The sequence below is a fragment of the Streptomyces diastatochromogenes genome (genome assembly GCF_002242805.1).
Lineage (GTDB): Bacteria > Actinomycetota > Actinomycetes > Streptomycetales > Streptomycetaceae > Streptomyces > Streptomyces diastatochromogenes.
This window is the reverse complement of the sequence record NZ_MCGQ01000007.1, coordinates 61,086-80,163: the sequence shown is the minus strand read 5'-3', so window position 1 is coordinate 80,163 and position 19,078 is coordinate 61,086. Positions and strand designations below refer to the sequence as shown.

General features: G+C 72.8%; 15 protein-coding genes and 1 pseudogene. 10 read left to right on the top strand and 6 right to left on the bottom strand.

All coding sequences use genetic code 11. The features are described from left to right. Positions 1–64: 64 nt before the first annotated feature. A complete protein-coding gene (locus tag BEK98_RS04965; protein ID WP_208643009.1) occupies positions 65–1,063 on the bottom strand; it encodes a TauD/TfdA family dioxygenase in 999 nt (332 codons plus the stop codon). Positions 1,064–1,257: 194 nt separating this feature from the next. Between BEK98_RS04965 and BEK98_RS04960 the strand changes: the two genes are divergently transcribed. Both BEK98_RS04960 and BEK98_RS04955 read left to right on the top strand, forming a co-directional pair. Continuing rightward, positions 1,258–2,022, top strand: coding sequence for a 4'-phosphopantetheinyl transferase family protein (locus tag BEK98_RS04960; protein ID WP_094215145.1), 765 nt, complete (start codon positions 1,258–1,260; stop codon positions 2,020–2,022). A gap of 95 nt (positions 2,023–2,117) precedes the next feature. Next, positions 2,118–2,606 (top strand): hypothetical protein, encoded by a 489-nt coding sequence (locus BEK98_RS04955; RefSeq protein WP_208643008.1) that lies wholly within the window; start codon positions 2,118–2,120, stop codon positions 2,604–2,606. A gap of 211 nt (positions 2,607–2,817) precedes the next feature. Here BEK98_RS04955 and BEK98_RS04950 read toward each other — a convergent pair whose 3' ends face one another. Beyond that, positions 2,818–4,545, bottom strand: a complete 1,728-nt coding sequence (locus tag BEK98_RS04950; protein ID WP_244201748.1) for an AfsR/SARP family transcriptional regulator — start codon at positions 4,543–4,545, stop codon at positions 2,818–2,820. 262 nt (positions 4,546–4,807) lie between these two features. Between BEK98_RS04950 and BEK98_RS04945 the strand changes: the two genes are divergently transcribed. Beyond that, a complete protein-coding gene (locus BEK98_RS04945) occupies positions 4,808–5,368 on the top strand; it encodes a YbaK/EbsC family protein (protein WP_425276588.1) in 561 nt (186 codons plus the stop codon). Here the strand turns inward: BEK98_RS04945 and BEK98_RS04940 are convergent. Continuing rightward, the gene (locus BEK98_RS04940) at positions 5,365–6,585 is read right to left on the bottom strand and encodes a serpin family protein (protein ID WP_094215143.1); all 1,221 of its coding nucleotides are present in this window, start codon (positions 6,583–6,585) and stop codon (positions 5,365–5,367) included. The two genes, BEK98_RS04945 and BEK98_RS04940, sit on opposite strands and share 4 nt — an antisense overlap. A gap of 113 nt (positions 6,586–6,698) precedes the next feature. On the opposite strand from BEK98_RS04940, the gene BEK98_RS04935 reads away from it, so the two are divergent. From BEK98_RS04935 to BEK98_RS04910, 6 genes are all read left to right on the top strand, one after another. Beyond that, on the top strand, positions 6,699–7,931 hold the full coding sequence (locus tag BEK98_RS04935; protein ID WP_094215142.1) for a DUF4190 domain-containing protein: 1,233 nt from the start codon (positions 6,699–6,701) through the stop codon (positions 7,929–7,931). 178 nt (positions 7,932–8,109) lie between these two features. Then, on the top strand, positions 8,110–8,862 hold the full coding sequence (locus BEK98_RS04930; RefSeq protein ID WP_094215141.1) for a GntR family transcriptional regulator: 753 nt from the start codon (positions 8,110–8,112) through the stop codon (positions 8,860–8,862). A 337-nt stretch (positions 8,863–9,199) separates the two neighbouring features. Continuing rightward, positions 9,200–9,391: an SPOR domain-containing protein gene (locus BEK98_RS04925; RefSeq protein WP_094215140.1), complete on the top strand. Its 192-nt coding sequence runs from the start codon at positions 9,200–9,202 to the stop codon at positions 9,389–9,391. 50 nt (positions 9,392–9,441) lie between these two features. Then, positions 9,442–9,855 carry a (deoxy)nucleoside triphosphate pyrophosphohydrolase gene (locus tag BEK98_RS04920; protein WP_094215139.1) on the top strand — a complete coding sequence of 138 codons (414 nt, stop codon included), beginning with the start codon at positions 9,442–9,444 and terminating at the stop codon, positions 9,853–9,855. 125 nt (positions 9,856–9,980) lie between these two features. Continuing rightward, positions 9,981–10,409, top strand: coding sequence for an ATP-binding protein (locus tag BEK98_RS04915; RefSeq protein WP_094215138.1), 429 nt, complete (start codon positions 9,981–9,983; stop codon positions 10,407–10,409). A 249-nt stretch (positions 10,410–10,658) separates the two neighbouring features. Beyond that, the gene (locus tag BEK98_RS04910; protein WP_094215137.1) at positions 10,659–13,244 is read left to right on the top strand and encodes a SpoIIE family protein phosphatase; all 2,586 of its coding nucleotides are present in this window, start codon (positions 10,659–10,661) and stop codon (positions 13,242–13,244) included. 106 nt (positions 13,245–13,350) lie between these two features. Here BEK98_RS04910 and BEK98_RS04905 read toward each other — a convergent pair whose 3' ends face one another. After that, entirely contained in the window at positions 13,351–14,901 is a 1,551-nt protein-coding gene (locus BEK98_RS04905; RefSeq protein WP_094215136.1) for a hypothetical protein, read from the bottom strand. An 80-nt stretch (positions 14,902–14,981) separates the two neighbouring features. Here BEK98_RS04905 and BEK98_RS04900 point away from each other — a divergent pair. Beyond that, positions 14,982–16,043 (top strand): annotated as a pseudogene (locus BEK98_RS04900) (glycoside hydrolase family 18 protein); the annotation flags it as partial. Between the two features lie 331 nt (positions 16,044–16,374). Here the strand turns inward: BEK98_RS04900 and BEK98_RS04895 are convergent. Beyond that, positions 16,375–17,145, bottom strand: coding sequence for a succinate dehydrogenase/fumarate reductase iron-sulfur subunit (locus BEK98_RS04895; RefSeq protein WP_094215135.1), 771 nt, complete (start codon positions 17,143–17,145; stop codon positions 16,375–16,377). After that, positions 17,142–19,070, bottom strand: a complete 1,929-nt coding sequence (locus BEK98_RS04890; RefSeq protein WP_094215134.1) for a fumarate reductase/succinate dehydrogenase flavoprotein subunit — start codon at positions 19,068–19,070, stop codon at positions 17,142–17,144. The genes BEK98_RS04895 and BEK98_RS04890 overlap by 4 nt, the downstream gene beginning before the upstream one ends. Positions 19,071–19,078: the final 8 nt, after the last annotated feature.

Below are 19,078 nucleotides of genomic sequence, written 5' to 3'. Positions count from 1 at the left end.
GTGACCACACCTGAAGGGCCGGCCCCTCGTGGGGGCCGGCCCTTCAACCGGTCTGCGGTGTCCGTCAGTTGAGGACGGCGCCGCCGCCCAGTCGGTCCACCCGGCTGCGCCGGTTGTCCAGGTGGGCGTACACCCGCTCCAGCCAGCGGTCCTCACCGTCGTAGCGCGGGGTGAAGGAGGTACGGCCGTGCACCGCGACCCGGTTGTCGACCACGGCCAGGTCACCCACGCGCAGCCGGTGCGCGGCCATGGTCTCCACGAACGCCTCCCGCAGCTCGGCCATCGCCGCCTTCGCCCGCTCGTCCAGCGGATGCGTGGCGGCGAAGTCCACCAGGACGTTGGGGTCGTCCAGGTCGCCCTGCAGCACCGGGTGCGCCGAGCGGACCCCGCCCAGGGAACCGAAGGAGGGCGGCGGCTCGGTCAGGAACCGCGGCTCGGCCAGCACCCGCCGAGTCGCCTCGGACAGCAGCGGCAGCGCCCGACGGATGGACGAGGTGCACAGCTTGGCGTCCCCGGTCGGGTCCTCGCGCATGCACAACAGGCCCACATAATCCGGACGGTTGTCGTGGAAGGCGTTTTCGACATGCAGTTCCAGCAGCACGGAACCGGCGTTGCTCTGGGAATCCTCCTTTCCGGGAACCGGCACCACGTTCTGCACCAGGGCACCGCTCTTCTCGTTACGGAACGCGATGACCTCACCGAGTTGCAGCATCACCGAGACGATGACGGAGGCGGCCGTGGTCGGAACACGTTCCACGGAATTCGGCACGCCCGGCGTCGGCGGCAGCGGATCGCCCGCCGTCACCGGCAGGTTGCGCAGCAGCAGCACCCCGTCCGCGCCCGGATCGTGCCGGAACGCGCGCAGGGTGCCGAGGAGTTGCCGGGGCAGCAGCGAGGTCGCCTCGCGGGCCGCGCCCAGCCAGTCCGGGGAGTCGATGAGCGGGTGCGCCGGGCCGGTCAGCCGGCCGGCCACGGTGATGAGGCCGTTTCTCTCCGCCGCGGTGAGTTCGTGCGCGGTCACCGTGCTCTCGGCGGCTGGAGCCAGAATCTCTATCTGCGTCACAGCGTTGTCCTCAGGTCGACGGCATTGCTCGGAAAAGCTTCCGGGCAGCGCCTATCGCGGCCCTATGGAAAAGGGCCGTAAACGCTGTATAGGGCGGCAATAGCGGGCGGGCGGAACCTGGCCCCGCAGAAGTCCGACACATGTTCCGGACGGCGTCCGTCCGACGTCTCTGAGAAAACGCGGGAGTGGTGCTGATGCGTCAAGGAGGCGAGGAAAAGGTGTATCCCGAGGTGGACCGGCTCATCGCCCGGGGCGAGGCCCATGTGTGGTGGTGGCGCTCACCCGGCCGGGTCGACCCGGCCGATCTGCGACTGCTGGCCACGGGGGAGTTCCGGCGTGCGCTCGGCATGCTGTCCGAGCGGGACGCGGCCGAGTTCGTGCACACCCGGGCCGGTGCCCGGCGTGCGCTCGGTCAACTCCTCGGCACCGCCGCCGCCGACGTCGACCTGGGCCGCCGGCGCTGCCCGGGCTGCGGCTCGGACGGCCACGGCCCGCCGCAGGTGCTGCGCCCCGCCGTACCGCTCGCGATCAGCCTGAGCCGGACGGCCGGCTGGGGTGTCTTCGCGGTCGGCGCGGGCACCGCCATCGGCGTCGACGCGGAGGCGCTGCGGCCGGTGCGGGAGGCGCTGCTGTCCGACACGGTGCTCACCGCGGCCGAGCGCGGCCACTTGCGCGACGTCCCGGAGGGTACCGCCCGGCAGTGCGCGTTCCACCGCGTGTGGACCCGCAAGGAGGCCGTCGTCAAGGCGGTCGGCGTGGGCCTGGCCGGCACCGACCTGGGCCGCCTGGAGACACGCCCCGACCGGACCGGCCGGGTCCGCGTCACCCACCACACCGACGACCACGCCACCGCCTGGACCGTCCAGGACCTCCACCTCTCCGACCGCCTCGCGGTAGCCCTGGCCCGTCCTGCGGGCCCGGCCTCCCGAGGAGCGGTACACCTGCACCCACCCGTCTGAACCCGGGGACGCATGCACCCGCACCCGCCCTCCTGAGCTGCCACCGGGCGTCGTCCCCGAGTCAACTCACCGACCAGAAAAGGAATCAGCCCACCATGACCGCACAGACCGTCGCCGCCCCCGCCGCGGCGCCTCTGCTCACGTCCCGTGACCTGATCGCCTACTTCGACACCCTCGCCGAGGCCGTCGACCGCATCGACCCCGGCCCCTCCGCCCCGGGCGGCTGGGAGGCCCGCGAACGGCTGCGGCTGAGCACCTGGGTCCGTCAGGCCTACGAACACCCGCTGTCGTCCCGGGTGTTCGCGCACCCCGACGCCCGTGTCGCCCGTACCGTGCGCGACGCGACGGCGGCCGCGCTCGGGCTGCGCCTGGAGGTCTGCGGCAACGGCGTCCGCCCCGCCCGCCCCACCGTGGACGTACGCGCGACCGCCGCCGTCGCCGCGGTCTGGGCGGTCACCGCACAGGCCGTCGCCCAGTCCCCGCGCCCGCCGCGCGAGCGCGTGGTCTCCGACGCCTGGGCGGTGGCCCAGGAGATCATCGCCCCGGCCGGCCAGGCCTACGCCCGCGCCCGCGGCTCCTGGTGACCACACCGGCGCGGCCCTCTCACCGCCCAGCGAGGACGGCCGACAGGCCGGGGTCGTCGGGCATGGTGTTCGCACCGGTACGGCCAGGCCGACCCGCCCACCCGACTGGGCGGGCGGCGAAGCGGGGCGTCGGCGTTTCGGCATTGCTTGGCCTTTCAAGTCCGGCTTCTCGAGTTACCGAGACGGGTGGGCGGGTGGGAAACGGGGTTCCTCACCGCCCCGCGCGCACGGCCGGCAGGCCCGAGCCGTCGAGGGTCGCCGCGAGCAGCCGTACCAGTTCGTGGCAGCGGTACTGCGGGCGGCCCTGGTCGTCCAGGCCCGACAGGTCCAGCAGGGCGGTGTCCACCAGGGTCTCCAGGGCGTTCTCCGCCGCGTCCTCGGTCAGCCCCAGCCACTCTCCCGCGCGCCGGGCGCTGAACGGCTCGCCGCCCAGCTCCGGATCCGCGAGACCGGCCAGGACGTCGTGCACCGCGGGCGGCAGCGGATCGACGGAGGAGCGCAGGACCCGGCTCAGGTCCAGGTCGCCGAAGGAGAGTTCGGCGAGCCGTGCGGCAGGGTCGGCGAGCCGGGCCGCGAGCCGGGCCGCGGTCCAGTGCGGACGGGCGGCCAGGCGGGCGCCGGCGATGGACAGCGCTAGCGGCAGCCCGCCGCAGTACGCCACCAGATCGTCGGCCGCGTCCGGGTCGTCGTCCAGCCGCTGCCGGCCCGCCCGCGCGGCGAGCAGCTCCAGCGACGCCTCGTCGTCCAGCAGCGGCAGCGCCAGCGTGTCCCCGCCGGCCACCCGCGCCAGCCGGCTCCGGCTGGTGATCAGCACGGCCGAGTCACCGGCCGGCAGCAGCGGCGCGAGCTGCCGGTCGCCGCTGACGTTGTCGAGCACCAGCAGCAGCCGCCGTTCGGCCGTGCGCGCCCGGTACAGCCGTACCAGCTCGTCCAGATCGCCGGCCGGCAGCGCGTGGTCGCTCTCGCCGAGGGCTCGCAGCAACTGGGCGAGCACCGCACGCGGGGCCCGCGGGGCGCCGTCGAGACCGCACAGCTCCGCGAAGAGCAGCCCGTCGGGGAAGAGCCCGCCGCTCTCGGCCGCGGCCCGCACCGCGAGCGCCGTCTTGCCGAGGCCGGCCATGCCGGTCACCAGGATCCGCCGCGGCGCGCCGCCGCCCTGGCCGAGACGCCCCCGCAGCGCCTCGAGTTCGCGCTCCCGGCCGACGAGTTCGCCGTCCGTGGCGGGCAGCATCGACGGCACGGGCCGCCCGGCCGGCGGCGTACCGCGCCGCGGCCCGAGCCCCAACTCACCGCCCAGCACGGCCTGGTACGTGGAGCCCAGCGCCTCACCGGGGTCGATGCCGAGCTGTTCGGCCAGGACCTTGCGGCCCTCGTAGTACGTGTGCAGCGCGTCGGCCTGCCGGCCGCACCGGTACAGCGCGGTCATCAGCTGGGCCCGCAGCCGCTCCCGTACCGGGAACTCGGCGACCAGCGCGGTCAGTTCGGCCATCACCTGCTCGTGCCGCCCCAGCTCGAGGTCCGCCTCCAGGCGCGACTCCAGGGCGAGCATCCGCTCCTCCTCGAGCGGTGCCGGCTCGGCGTCCAGCATGTGCTCGGTGACGTTCGCCAGCGCGGTTCCCCGCCACTGCCCGAGTGCCTCGCGCAGCAGGTCGGCGGCCTCCTCGAAGCGCCGTTCCGCCAGCGCCCGCCGCCCGTCCCGCTCCCGTCGGCGGAACTCCACGAGGTCCACGACGGCACCCGGGGCGCGCAGCACGTACCCGGGAGGCCGCCGTACGATCTCGACCTCCTCGCCGAGCTGCTTGCGCAGCCGCGACATGTACGTGTAGATCTGCGCGCTCGCCGTCGCCGGCGGCTCCCACCCCCACAGCAGCGCGCTCAGCCTGCTGTCGGACACCACCCGCTCCTGTGCGAGCAGCATCGTCGCCAGCACCGTGTGCATCTTCGAACCGGAGAGGGCAACGCGCTCACCCCCTCGCCACGCCTCCACTGGCCCAAGGACCCGGAACTCCATGGGACACCACCCCCTTCTGGTGCGGCCAGCCATCTCTACGGTTTCCGAAGCTAGAGAGGGGCGTTATTGGCGGGTTATCGCCGGGGAGCCGGCCGCACGGGGAACCGCGTGGTGAGGGAGCGCAGCGGAGAAATATAGGCCGCCCCGGCACGGTGAGAGCGCCGCCCGTCCTTCACAGAGAGGCCTCACCGTGCCCCGCGACCTCGACCTGCTGCCCCCGGACACCTCCCACCGTCTGCTGTCGCTGCTGGACGACGCCCGCGTCCCCTACCGCCTGATCCCGCACGCACCCGAGGGCCGTACGGACCTCGCGTCCGAGCTGCGCGGGCATCCGCTGGACCAGGCGGCCAAGTGCCTGGTGGTGCGGGTGAGCACCGGCCGCCGCAGCCGCCGCTACGTCCTGGCCGTCGTACCCGGCGACCGCCGTCTGGACATGACCCGGGTGTGCGAGCTGTACGGCGGCACGGACGCCGCCTTCGCCGCACGGGAGGTGGCCGAAAGACTGTCGGGCTGCGTGAGCGGCTGCGTCGTGCCGTTCACTTTCCACCCGGACCTGGAACTGGTCGTCGACACCGCCCTGCTGGCCCACGACCGGATCTACTTCAACGCGGCCCGCCTGGACCTGTCGTTGGCCCTGCCCGTGCCCGCGTACGTCACCCTGACCCGCCCCCGCACGGCCCCGCTGACCACCCCGCCCCTGGCGGGAGTCCTCGGAACCGCCGCCGAGGTCCACCAGGTGCCGCGCTCCTAACGGCCCATGGCGGGATACGGCGCCGGATCCGTCACCCAGCCCGCCATCAGCACCAGCCGGGACTCGCGGTCGACCGCGAGGAACCCGAAGGGGCGGTCGAACGCCACCCGCACGACCGTGGTCTCGTAGCGGTACTGCGGGACGCCACCGGCGCCGTACGGCACGACCGCCGTCACCGCCGCCGCCCGGAAGCCCAGCGCGCCGAACCGGGCGAGGGCGGACTGCCGGGCCGCCCCCGCGGCCAGCGGCATGGCGCTGACGCCGGGGAAGTGGCCCTGCCGGTCGTCCTGGGCCGTGGTGAGCCCGAACAGGGCGTGCAGCGCCAGCAGATCGTGGTCGGCGCGCACCTCGTACGCCACCGTCCGCACGTCCAGCGTGATCGGCTCCGGCGCGAGGGCGGGCTGTTGCTCGACGTGCAGGCCGGGGCCGACATGCCCGAACGGCAGCTGCCCGCCCCCGGTGACCGCGAGCGCGCGTTGCACGACCCCGACCCCGGCGGTGAGGACCTGCCCCGGTGTCATCCGCTCCTCGCCGAGCACCAGATGGACGTCGATGCCGTTGTCGCCGGGCACGGTCAGCGCGGTCACGAAGCCGTCGGGCGTGCTCGTCACGCCGACCCGGTCCGGCCGCACGCTCCGGCGGTGCAGCCCGAGCAGCGAACGGCCCTGCCAGGGACCGGAGTCCGGGCGCAGCATGGTCTCGGTGAACGGCTGCCGCCAGTCCGTGCGCAGGGTGAGCGCACTGGCCAGCACCATCCGCGCCTCCCGCGTCAGCGTCACCGGCATGCGCTCCACCAGCCCGCCGGTCCGCTCGGCCGCCCAGGCGTCCAGCCGCTCCTGCGCGGTGACCAGGTCCTCCCCGAACACCCCGTGCGTCCCGGCCGGCAGCCCGGCCCGCCACTCCTCGCGCAGCTGCAGCGTCCGGTGCGTCCACAGGCCGAGCGCCGCGTCCAGGCCGGACACCGGCTCCAGCGCGGCCAGCAACTCCCGTGCGGCGGCGGCCGCCTGCTCCGCGGGCACGCCGAGCGCCTGGGCCAGCTCGGCCCGCGCGGCGCCCGTCGCGCCGTCCGCCAGGAAGGCCAGCAGGGGCCAGACCCCGGCCGCCGAGAACGCCGTACCCTCCGGTGCCGCTGCCGCCGCCCACCGCGCGGTGAGCCCGTTCACCGCACCCACGGTGGCGTTCCCCACCCGGCTGTCCGCCCGGTGTTCCACCCTCATTCCGCCCCCACTCGTGCCCCGCTTACCATGCGCCCAGTCGTACGTCGGTCCAGTCGTCGGCCCCAGGGCCCGTCTGAACCATTCCCCCCGCCCGACCCAGGAGCACGGTACCGGTGTCCATACCCCCGCCCCCCGACCCCCACCAGCCGCAAGGGCCGTACCAGCCACCCCCGCAGTACCCGCAGGGGCCGTACGGGCCGCCGCCGTACCCGCAGGCACAGGGCCCGCAGAACCCCTACGGGCCGTACCAGCCCTGGGCGCAGGGCTACAGCCCCTACAACCGGCCGGCGCCCGTCAACGGCCTCGCCATCGCCTCCCTCGTGTTCGGCGTGCTGTGCTGCCTGCCTGGTGTGGGCCTGGTGCTCGGGCTGGTCGCGCTGCGGCAGATCGGCCGGCGGGGCGAGCGCGGCAAGGGGCTGGCGATCAGCGGCTCGGTGCTGTCCGGGCTCGGGCTCGCGGTGTGGGTGCTGATGCTCGCCACGGGCGGCGCGTCCGACTTCTGGGAGGGCGTCAAGGAGGGCGCACGCGACGGCGCGAGCATCTCGCTGGTCAAGGGCGAGTGCTTCGACGCGCCGGGCGGACAGCTCAGCGGCGAGACGTACGACGTCGACAAGGTCCCCTGCTCCGGCGAGCACGACGGCGAGGTGTTCGCCACCTTCCGGCTGAAGGACGGGTCCTACCCCGGCGACGACAAGGTCGGCGACACCGCCGACGAGCGCTGCTACGGCCTCCAGGACTCCTACGCGATGGACGGCTGGGCCGTGCCCGACGACGTCGACGTGTACTACCTCACGCCCACCGAGGACAGCTGGTCGGCCGGGGACCGGGAGGTCACCTGTGTCTTCGGCAGCGTGACCGAGGGCGGGAACCTCACCGGCTCGCTGCGCAACGACGAGACGGTCCTGGACGCCGACCAGGTCGCCTATCTGAAGGCGGCTCACGTCCTCAACGCGGCCCTCGCCACCGCCCCCGACACGGAGTACGTCGAGGACGACCTGCCGGGGCACAAGGAGTGGGCGGGCCGGGTGTCGGCCGCGCTGGCCGAACAGGCCCGGATGCTGCGCGCGAACGGCTGGTCCGCCGACGCCGTGGGGCGGATCAGCGTGCTCACGTCCGACCTGGACAAGGCACGGGTGGAGTGGGCGAAGGCCGCGCAGGCGAAGGGCCTGGACGCCTTCTACCAGCACTACGACACCGGGCTCAAACTGCTCGACCCGAAGAAGGCGGTCCCCGCGCGCAAGGCCCTGGGCCTGGAGACCACCCCGCCCCCGGACGGCAGCGGCGACGGTGGTGACAGCGGCTCGGGTGACTCCGGCGGCGGGAGCGGGGGCGCCCTGGCGGTGTGATCGCGCAGGGCATGATCGCGGTGAGGTGTGGACAGGGCTATAACGGAGAGAAAGTGCCTGGGTAAAGCCCTCCCGGGCCCCATGTCATCACATCGAGTGATTCTCTGGCCTTTGCTTGCATGGCACAACCCACGGTTGCCAGGCTGTTGCTGTCTGTACAACCTGATGGGAGCGGCCAGTGACTTTCGGTGAGCAGCCGGCGTACTTGCGTGTCGCGGGTGATCTCCGCAAGAAGATCGTCGACGGTTCACTGCCGCCTCACACGCGGCTCCCCTCCCAGGCCCGCATCCGCGAGGAGTACGGCGTCTCGGACACGGTCGCGCTGGAGGCCCGCAAGGTGCTGATGGCCGAGGGCCTGGTCGAGGGCCGCTCCGGCTCCGGCACGTATGTGCGCGAGCGCCCGGTGCCCCGGGGCGTGGCCCGCTCCGGGTTCCGGCCGCCCTCCGGTGCCACACCCTTCCGGCAGGAGCAGGCCGACGCCTCGGTGCGCGGGACCTGGGAGTCCAGCAGCGAGCAGGCCGAGGCCGGGGCCGCCATCGCCGAGCGGCTCTCCCTCAAACCCGGCGAGCGGGTCATGCGCACCAGGTACCTGTTCCGGGAGGCGGGGGAGCCGATGATGCTCTCCACCTCCTGGGAACCCCTCGCCGTCACCGGTCGCACGCCCGTGATGCTGCCCGAGGAGGGCCCGCTCGGCGGCATGGGCGTCGTCGAGCGCATGCGGGCCATCGACGTCATCGTGGACAACGTCACCGAGGAGGTCGGCGCCCGCCCCGGCCTCGCCGAGGAACTGCACGTCCTCGGCGGCGTCCCCGGGCATGTGGTCCTCGTCATCCAGCGCACCTACTACGCCTCCGGCCGCCCCGTGGAGACCGCCGACGTCGTGATCCCCGCCGACCGCTACCGGGTCGCGTACCACCTGCCCGTGAAGTAGCGCACACCCCGGCACGCCCCCCGGGCGGCCGCCCTCACCCCACAACCCGGCTCCCGGCCCCCGGCGGCACGCTGCAATCCGGCCGTTCTCCCAGGTGATCCAGGGTCCGTCCGAAATGCCCCCGACCCACGACAGAGGCGGGTAAGACGGCGCGTTCGCCATCGTGCGCCCCCCGTGTTCTGGCTGGTTGCGTACCTCTTTGTGAAAAGGCGTATTCGCTCCGTGAAGGTAGGGCGTACGCTCGGGCATATGCGGATTGCGGTTTCCTTAGGCGGGGCACGGTGGGGGCCCGAGAGGGGAAGCGGGTGGGGCGGTGCGAGAAGGAACGGTGGGGGCGATGAGTGAGGGCACGGTCGCCCTGCCCTGGATCGTCATAAGGCAGGACGACAACGGCAATCGCTACCGCGTGGGACGGTACGCGACCCGGGCCGAGGCCCAGAAGATCGCCGACAGCCTCGACGACCACGGCCACAAACAGCTCTACTGGGTCGAACGCATCGGCCAGAACGGGGACGGCACCCACAACTGACCCTCGGAGCGCTCAACTGACCACTGGCGCGCTCCCGTAGGCTCCGCCCCATGACCGAACGGATCGTGGTGGTGGGAGCCGCCCTGCTCGACGCCGGCCGGCTGCTCGCCGCGCGGCGCAGCGCGCCCGCCGAGCTGGCCGGGCGCTGGGAGCTGCCCGGCGGCAAGGTCGAGACCGGCGAGCGGCCCGAGGACGCCCTGGTGCGCGAACTGCGCGAGGAACTCGGGGTCGAGACCGAGGCGGTCGAGCGCGTGCCGGGGGAGTGGCCCCTGCGATCCCCCTACGTCCTGCAGGTGTGGACCGCCCGTCTGTGCCCCGGCTCCGCCGCCCCCCGTCCCCTCCAGGACCACGACGACCTGCGCTGGCTGACGCCGGACGAGCTCTGGGACGTGGCGTGGCTGGACCAGGATGTGGCGGCGGTGCGGGAAATTGAGACTCTGGCCGTGCTCCCCGGCTGGGCATAGCCCGGCGGTCACGTCAGTTGCGCGGAGCGCCTCGTACGCCGTTCGTGCCACCGTGCGCCCTTCCGCACGGTAATGCTTCCCAGATACCGGGTATGTCCCCATTAACCCCACGAAACCGGACATGGGTGGGCTCGTTGGCCTGGGAAGTGATCGGCGTGATCGACACCGAAGGCGACTGCGCCGAGTGGACCTTTCCCGCGGAACCCGGCGCCGTGCGCGCCGCCCGCGCCGCGGTCCGGGGCCAGTTGCACGGCTGGGACCTCGACTGCCTCGCCGATCTCGCCGCGCTGCTGGTCAGCGAGCTGGTGACGAACGCCCTGCGGCACGCGACCGGACCCATCGGCGTACGGCTGGTACGCCCCGCCGGGCTCGGTGACACGCTGCTGGTCGAGGTCTCCGACCCGCTCCCGGACCCGCCGCGCGAGCGTGTCGCCCACCCCGAGGACGAGAGCGGCCGCGGCCTGCAACTGGTCGCCGGCTCCTCGCGCCGCTGGGGCACCAGGCCCGGCGGCACCGGAAAGACCGTCTGGTTCGAACTGGCGGTGCCCGGGTGAGCCGGTGTACAGGCCGCCGTGCGCCGTCCATGCAGCGATGCGCGCCCGGGGTGGGGATGGGGATGCGTGATTCGAGGGCGTGTTCCCTGGTTAGAAGACTGGATGTGTTGTCGCAGTCCGGTCCGAAAAACGCCTGGACCGAGCTGTGATCGTGAACACCGTGTCGTGCGGCGCCGTAGTGCTGGATACTGCGGGCAGCCGCCCCCGGTGACCGGTGCCGGGCGCGGTGAGCTGGAGGGGACGGTTCGCGTGAGCGAGATACCAGCGAAGGCCACGGAGTCCGAGGACCCGTCGGGCGGCGCGAGGAACCAGGCCGCACAGACCGCGGCGCCCGGCGACGCCATGTGGCAGAGCAGTCCGCCCGGCTCGATCTACGACTACATCAGGGTCGCGTCCTTCTCCATCGGCCCCGGCGGGGTGGTCGACCAGTGGAGCCTGCGCGCCGAGCAACTCTTCGGCATCCCCGCCGAACGCGCCGTCGGCATGGACCCGATCGAGGCCTTCATCGACCCCGATCTGCGCGAGCGCGGCCAGCACAAGATGGCCGAGATCCTCGACGGGCGGGAGTGGACCGGAGTGGTCCCCTTCCGGATGCCGGACCGGCCGGACGGGCTGCGCGGCGAGGAGGGGCTCGCCGAGGTCTATGTGATGCCCACCCGGACCGACGGGGGGGACAAGGCCGCCGTCTGCATAGTGGTGGACGTCCGCACCCTGCGCAGCATCGAGACCGACCTCGCCGCCTCGCAGGCGATTTTCGGTCAATCCCCGTTCGGCTTCCTGCTGATCGACATCGACCTCAGGGTGCGCCGCGCCAACATGCGCTTCGCCTCCATCTTCGGCGGAAGCCCGGACGACCACCGCGGCAAGGGAGTTCACGACTACCTTCCGCGCGGTGAGGCCGAGCGGGTTTCGGCCACCCTGCGCCGGGTGCTGGAGACCGGCGACTCCATCACCGACATGCATGTCACGGGCTTCGTCCCGGGCTCCGAGGAGCGCCGGCACTGGTCCGTCAACCTCTACCGGGTGCACAGCGGCAGCGGCCGGCCCATCGGTATCGCCTGGCTCGGCACCGACATAACGGCCCGCCGCGCCGCCGCCCGCGAGGCGGCCGCCGCCCGGCGCAACCTCGCCCTGCTCAACGAGGCCGGCGCCCGCATAGGGAACTCCCTGGACCTGGAGACCACGGCCCGCGAACTCCTCGACGTCGTCGTCCCCGGGTTCTGCGACCTCGCCACCGTCGACCTCTACCAGGGCCTGCTCGCCGGCGACGAGACCCCGCCCGGCCTCGCCGACGGCAGTGCGGAACTGCGCCGTGTCGCCTTCGCCAGCGCCGTCTCCGACGCGCCCTTCGGCGGCTCCGGCGAACCCGTCGCGGTCGGCGCGGTCCACCACTTCCCGTTCAACTCGCCCTGCGCGGACGCCCTGCGCACCGCCCGCCCGCAGCACGTCCCCGCCGAGGACGGCGGTCTCGTGCAGTCCACGCTGGCGGTGCCGATGGTCGCCCACGACACTGTCGTGGGCATCGCCCAGTTCGCCCGTACGAAGGGCAGCGAGCCGTTCGGCGACCGCGACCGGGACCTCGCGGTGGAGCTGGCCGCGCGGGCCGCCGTCTGCATCGACAACGCCCGCCTGTACCGCCGCGAGCACGAGCGCGCGCTGATCCTGCAACGGTCCCTGCTCCCGCCCGGCGACCCCGAGGCGTCCGGTCTCGACATCGCCTGCCGCTATCTGCCCGGCAACGCGGCGACCGAGGTCGGCGGTGACTGGTTCGACGTGATCGAACTGCCCGGTCACCGTACGGCGCTGGTCGTCGGCGACGTCATGGGGCGCGGTCTGCGCGCGGCGGTCGCGATGGGCGAACTCCGTACGGCGGTACGGACGCTTGCGTTGCTGGACCTCGAACCGGCCGAGGTCCTCTCGGCGTTGGACGAGATCGCCCGCGGCCTCGGCACGCCCGGCGGGGTCCAGCAGGCCACCCGGGCGGCCCGCCAGCCCCGCGACGCCGACCTCTCCGAGGTCTACCTCGCCACCTGCGTGTACGCGGTCTACGACTCGGTGACCAGACGCTGTACGTTCGCCAACGCCGGCCATCTGCCTCCGGTGCTGGTGGAACCCGGCGAGGCGGCGCTGATGCTCGACGTGCCGCCCGGGATGCCGCTGGGCGTGGGCGGCGAGCCCTTCGAGGAGGTGGAGGTCGAACTCCCGGAGGGCGCGCTGCTCGCCCTCTACACGGACGGCCTGGTCGAGTCCCGCGACCATCCCCTGGACGAGGGACTCCAGGCCTTCGTAGGGGCGCTCACGGACCCCTCCCGTCCCCTGGAGGACGTCTGCGACCACGTCCTCAACACCCTCGACACCCACCACGGCGAGGACGACATCGCCCTGCTGATGGCCCGGGTCCAGGGGCTGCCGGCCGAGTCCGTCGGCGACTGGACGCTGCCGCGTGAGCCGCGCAGTGTGGGGCGGGCCCGGGAGTACGCCCGTGCGCAGCTGCTCAGCTGGGACATGGAGCCGCTGGTCGACACCACGGAACTTCTGGTCAGCGAGCTGGTCACCAATGCGCTGCGGTACGGCGAGGGTGAGATCCGGCTGCGGTTGCTGTTGGACCGGACTCTGGTCTGCGAGGTCTGGGACTCCGGGCTGGTGCAGCCTCGTCGGCGGCGTGCCCGGGACACCGACGAGGGGGGTCGGGGTCTGCAGCTGGTCGGTCTGCTCAGCGCGGCGTGGGGCTCGCGCCGTACGCCGCGCGGCAAGACGGTCTGGTTCGAACTCCCGCTTCCCGGAGGCGAGAACGGTCTCACCGACCCGGCGGAGGCGCTGCTCAGCCTCTTCTGACGCCCCGACCTGGGGGCTCCGCCCCCAGACCCCCGTTTCCCATCCATCCACCCGACTCGGTCGGCTGGAAGGGCACTGTCGTAGGTGACCTTCGCCGGGGCCGCGGTTACGGGAGATGGCGGCGGCCCCGCGTCTCCGGGCCGCCGAAGCTTGTCGGGGGGCCGCCGTCCGGGTCCTCGGCCAGGAGGATGCCGCCGAGGACGGCGCCCGCGAGGCCGGTGGCGTGACCGTCGGCGTACGGGTTGCCGTGGGCGCGTACATCGCGTTCGGCCAGGTCGCGGGCCTCTCGGGCGGGTACGTCCGGGTCGGTATCCGAGCCGAGTGCCCGTTCCGCCTCCGCCAGCCGGGCCCGTGCCTCCGCGCCCACCGCTCCCCGGTGCACGGAGACGAAGTCCTCCGCTCCGCCGACCGCGCTGCGCGACACGAGCCGCGCGGCCGCCTCCACCACCCCGGACCGTCCCACCTCCAGCCGTTCCACGGCCCGGGCGATGCGCCGCAGCGCGTCCAGCGGGTCGTACGGGCCGGTGGTCAGCTCCGCGCGTACGGCGGCCAGCACCCCGTCGGCGTGGGCGATCCGCGCGTGCAGCTCACCTGGGGCCAGAAGGGCTCGCGCGCCGTCCCGCCGCGCCTCGGCGATCTTTGCCTCTGCGCCGGTCAGCGCGGCCGGCACCAGTTCGGCCGCCTCCCGCAGGTCCGCCGCGAGCCGCTCGACCCCGCCGACGAGCACACCGGCCTGGGCGACACCGCCCTCGGCCGCGCGCAGCTTGCGGGCCGCCCGCCGCCGGTCTCCCGTATCGGCCGCCTGACGGGACTCGTTGAGCTGCGCCGTGGCGAACACCAGCCGGTCCTTGGCCTGTTCGACATACCCGGTGACGGGTGACCCGGCCGAGGGCGCGTACCGCTGGTGCAGCTCCGCCGCCGTGGCCTGGGCCGTGGCCGTCCGTGCGGCCAGCTCACGGAACCGCGCCTCGGCGACCTCCAGCGCCGCACCCACCCCCTGCTCCAGCCCCCGCAGCCGGTCCAGCTCCTCCGCCTCGCCGTCCAGCCGCCGTCCCGCCTCGGCACACCGCCCGACCACCCCCACCAGCGCCTGCCGCCGGGCACTCGCGTCCCCGGGAACCCCCTCCTCGTACCGCCGCCATATCGCGAACGCGGCCGACAGCTCGGTCTCCGCGGCCCGCAGGGCATGCGTGAACGGCTCGACCGCCTCGCGCCCGAACAACTCCTCGACGAAGGAGAGTTCCTCCCCGCTGCCGCGCACACAGTCGTCGGCCAGGACCAGCGCGGCGCGCGCCTGCCGCTCGGTCTCGACCGGCGTGGGCACGGGCGGCGCGGCCGACACCACGCCCGGCGTCGTCCGGGTCCGGGCCCGCCGGGTGCGCCGCAGATACCCGTATCCGGCCAGTGCCCCGGCCGCACCGACGGCGACCAGCGGCATGAGGAGGTCGGTGACCGACGTCCCGTCCTGCTCCGGCGCGGCGGCGCTCGCGACCGGCCCGGCCGGGACGACGGGAACCGGATCATGCTCACCGGCCGTCATCACCGGCAACACCAGCCACCCGGCCCCCACGAGCGCACCCAGCACGGCATGCGCCACCCGCACCCGTATGTGCGCCTTGGCACGCCGGGGCCGGCTCCGGATCAGGGAAGACGTCACATTTTGGAGCGTATGGGCAGGTAGGCGCCTTCGCGAGTGGGGCGGATACGGCTGGGGGACGAGGAAGACAGGGGGCAGAAATGAACGAGGAGACCGAGAAGAGCGAGGAGACCAAGAAGGATGAGGAGAGCAGGAAGCCACCCGGGCGTACCCGGCGCTTCCTTCGCTATGCCCTCGTCGGTCTCGCCCTCCTGCTCCTCCCCGTCCTCACCGCGGAAACGGCCCTCCGCCTCAACTACACCGGCGCCCCCGCACCGGGCACGCACACCCGCGACCGTGACGCCCTCTGGCTCGGTCACGCCTGGGTCGACGGCCGTAAGACCGACAAGGACGTCAAGGCCCTCGCCCACCGCCTGAAGGACACCGGGATCCGCGACCTGTACGTCCACGCGGGTCCCTTGGAGCACGACGGCACGCTCCCGGCGTCGGCCTACCCCAGGGCACGCTGGCTGATATCGGCCCTGCACAGCGCGGCGCCCGGCATCCGCGTCCAGGCCTGGCTCGGCGACAAGCTCGCCGGCGAGAGCCCCGACGGCCTGCACCTGGAGCGTGCCGCCACCCGGACCGCCGTCGTCGCCTCGGCCCGCCGGATCCTCGCCGCCGGCTTCGAGGGCGCCCACTTCGACCTGGAGCCCCTGCACTCCGGCGACCAGGACTACCTCTCCCTCCTCGACGACCTCCGCGCCCTCACCCACGCCCACCACGCCCTGCTCTCGGTCGCCGCCCACCAGATAGACCCGCTCCCCGCGTTCCACTCCTTCTGGGGCGCGACCACCGGCCACCCCAAGTGGTGGTCTCAGGCCTACTTCGGGCAGGTGGCCCGCCGTGTGGACCAGATCGCCGTGATGTCGTACGACACGATGCAGCCGCTGGAGAGCCTGTACGGCGGCTATGTGGCCCAGCAGACCAGCCTCGCCCTGGAGGTCACCCCGGACACCACCGACCTCCTGATGGGCCTGCCCTTCTACCACGAGAACCGCTTCGGCCACTGGGCCCACGCGGAGACCGTCCCGGCCTCCGTACGCGGTGTCCGTCTGGGCCTGTCCCGCACCGACGCCGACCGCACCCGCTTCGGCGTCGCCCTGTACGTGGACTTCGCGGCGACGGAGGGGGACTGGCGGGCGTACCGGAAGGACTGGGTGGACGACTTCCCCGGCATGCACTCCGGTGGGACGATGACCGGCATGCACATGTACCTGGTGGTGGCCGCATGGCTGGCCGTGGCGCTGCTCGTGGCGGCCGGCCTCACGTCCGTCGTGGCGGACTGGGTGCCGTGGCCCGCCCGCCGCCGGGTGGTGCGGCCGCGGCTGTGGGGGTACGGCACCCTGGTGACGGCGCTCGGGCTGAGCCTGCTCCTCCTGCTGGGCCCGTTCGAGGACGCCGGGATCGGCGGCGTCGCGTTCTTCGGCTATCTGGCGCTTTTCCTGGCCGGATTCATCATCCAGGTCCGCGCCCAGCGCCCCGGCCGCGACGCTACGAAGACCGCCTCCTGATCTTCGACCCCAGCCACACCAGCGGGTCGTACTTGCGGTCGACCGCGCGCTCCTTCAGGGGGATCAGCGCGTTGTCCGTGATCTTGATGTCCTCCGGGCAGACCTCTGTGCAGCACTTGGTGATGTTGCAGTAGCCGAGGCCGTACTCGTCCTGGGCGGTGCGCTTGCGGTCCAGGCCGGTCTCCTCCGCCGCGTCCAGCGGGTGCATGTCCAGCTCCGCGACCCGCATCAGGAAGCGCGGCCCGGCGAACGCCTGCTTGTTCTCCTCGTGGTCGCGCACGACATGGCAGGTGTTCTGGCACAGGAAGCACTCGATGCACTTGCGGAACTCCTGCGAGCGGTCCACGTCCTCCTGGAACATGCGGTACTCGCCGGGGCCCAGTCCCGCGGGGGGTACGAAGGCCGGAACCTCCCTGGCCTTCTGGTAGTTGAAGCCGACGTCGGTCACCAGGTCGCGGATCACCGGGAAGGTGCGCAGCGGGGTGACGGTGATCGTCTCGTCCCGGGTGAACACCGACATGCGCGTCATGCACATCAGCCGCGGACGCCCGTTGATCTCCGCCGAGCACGAACCGCACTTGCCCGCCTTGCAGTTCCAGCGCACGGCGAGATCGGGCGCCTGGGTCGCCTGGAGCCGGTGGATGATGTCCAGCACCACCTCGCCGTCGTTGACCTCGACCTTGAAGTCCTCCAGGTCACCGCCCTGCACATCGCCCCGCCACACCTTGAAGCGGGCCTCGTAGCTGCTCACTCGTACAGCTCCTCTTCGGCGAGGTACTTGACCAGCTCCTCCTTCTCGAAGAGGGCGAGCAGGTCCGGGCGGATGGATTCGGTGGTCTCGCGGGTGAGCCGGATCTGGCCGCGGGCGGGATCGGTCGCCGCGAGGCCTCCGGTGGGATCGGCGAGCGAGCACAGCAGGTTCACGTTGCGCCAGGCGCGGTCCATCGTCGGATGGTCCTCGCGGGTGTGCCCGCCGCGCGACTCGCTGCGCTCCAGCGCGGCCCGCGCGACGCACTCGCTGACCAGCAGCATGTTCCGCAGGTCGAGGGCGAGATGCCAGCCCGGATTGAACTGGCGGTGCCCCTCGACACCCGCCCGCCGGGCCCGCACGCGCAGCTCGGCCAGCTTCTGCAGGGCCTGCTCCATCTCGCCCTCGCGGCGGATGATGCCGACCAGGTCGTTCATGGTCTGCTGGAGTTCCTGATGCAGGGTGTACGGGTTCTCCGGCGGGCCCGCCTCGCCCTCCGTCTCCGCGGCGAAGGGCCGCAGGGCCTCCGCGGACGCCAGGTTGACCTGGTCCTCGGCGACCTCGGGACGCTCGGCCACGCCGGCCGCGTACTCGGCCGCGTGCCAGCCGGCCCGGCGCCCGAACACCAGCAGGTCGGAGAGCGAGTTGCCGCCCAGCCGGTTGGAGCCGTGCATACCGCCGGCGACCTCACCGGCCGCGAACAGCCCCGGCACCCCGCGCGCCGCCGCCGTCTCGGAGTCGACCGCGATGCCGCCCATCACGTAGTGGCAGGTCGGCCCGACCTCCATCGCCTCCGCCGTGATGTCGACGTCCGCCAGCTCCTTGAACTGGTGGTACATGGACGGCAGCCGGCGCCGGATGACCTCCGCCGGCATGCGCGTCGACACGTCCAGGAAGACCCCGCCGTGCGGGGAGCCGCGGCCCGCCTTCACCTCGGAGTTGATCGCCCGGGCCACCTCGTCGCGGGGGAGCAGTTCCGGGGGACGCCGGTTGTGGTCCGGGTCCTCGTACCAGCGGTCGCCCTCCTCCTCCGACTCGGCGTACTTCTCCTTGAAGACGTCGGGGATGTAGTCGAACATGAACCGCTTGCCCTCGGAGTTGCGCAGCACCCCGCCGTCGCCGCGCACCGACTCGGTGACGAGGATGCCCTTCACCGACGGCGGCCAGACCATGCCGGTCGGATGGAACTGCACGAACTCCATGTTCAGCAGCGGCGCCCCGGCGAGCAGCGCCAGCGCGTGCCCGTCGCCGGTGTACTCCCACGAGTTGGACGTCACCTTGAACGACTTGCCGATCCCGCCGGTCGCCACGACCACCGCGGGCGCCTCCAGGACGAAGAAGCGGCCGGACTCGCGGTCGTAGGCGAAGACCCCGGAAACCCGGTCACCGTCCTTCAGGACACGGGTGACCGTGCACTCCTGGAAGACCTTCAGCCCGGACTCGTAGTCCCCGGTCTCCTTGAAGTCCTCCTGCTGCAAGGCGACGATCTTCTGCTGGAGGGTGCGGATCAGTTCGAGCCCCGTACGGTCGCCGACATGGGCGAGCCGCGGGTACTCGTGGCCGCCGAAGTTGCGCTGCGAGATCTTCCCGTCCTTCGTACGGTCGAACAGCGCGCCCCAGGTCTCCAGCTCCCACACCCGCTCCGGGGCCTCCTGCGCGTGCAGTTCGGCCATCCGCCACTGGTTGAGGAACTTGCCGCCGCGCAGGGTGTCGCGGAAGTGGACCTGCCAGTTGTCGTGCTCGTTGACGTTGGCCATGGCCGCCGCGATGCCGCCCTCGGCCATCACGGTGTGCGCCTTGCCGAACAGCGACTTGCAGATCACCGCCGTACGGGCGCCCCGCTCGCGCGCCTCGATCGCGGCCCGCAGCCCGGCGCCGCCGGCACCGACCACGACGACGTCCCACTCCTGCCGGTCCACCACGGACATCTATCAGT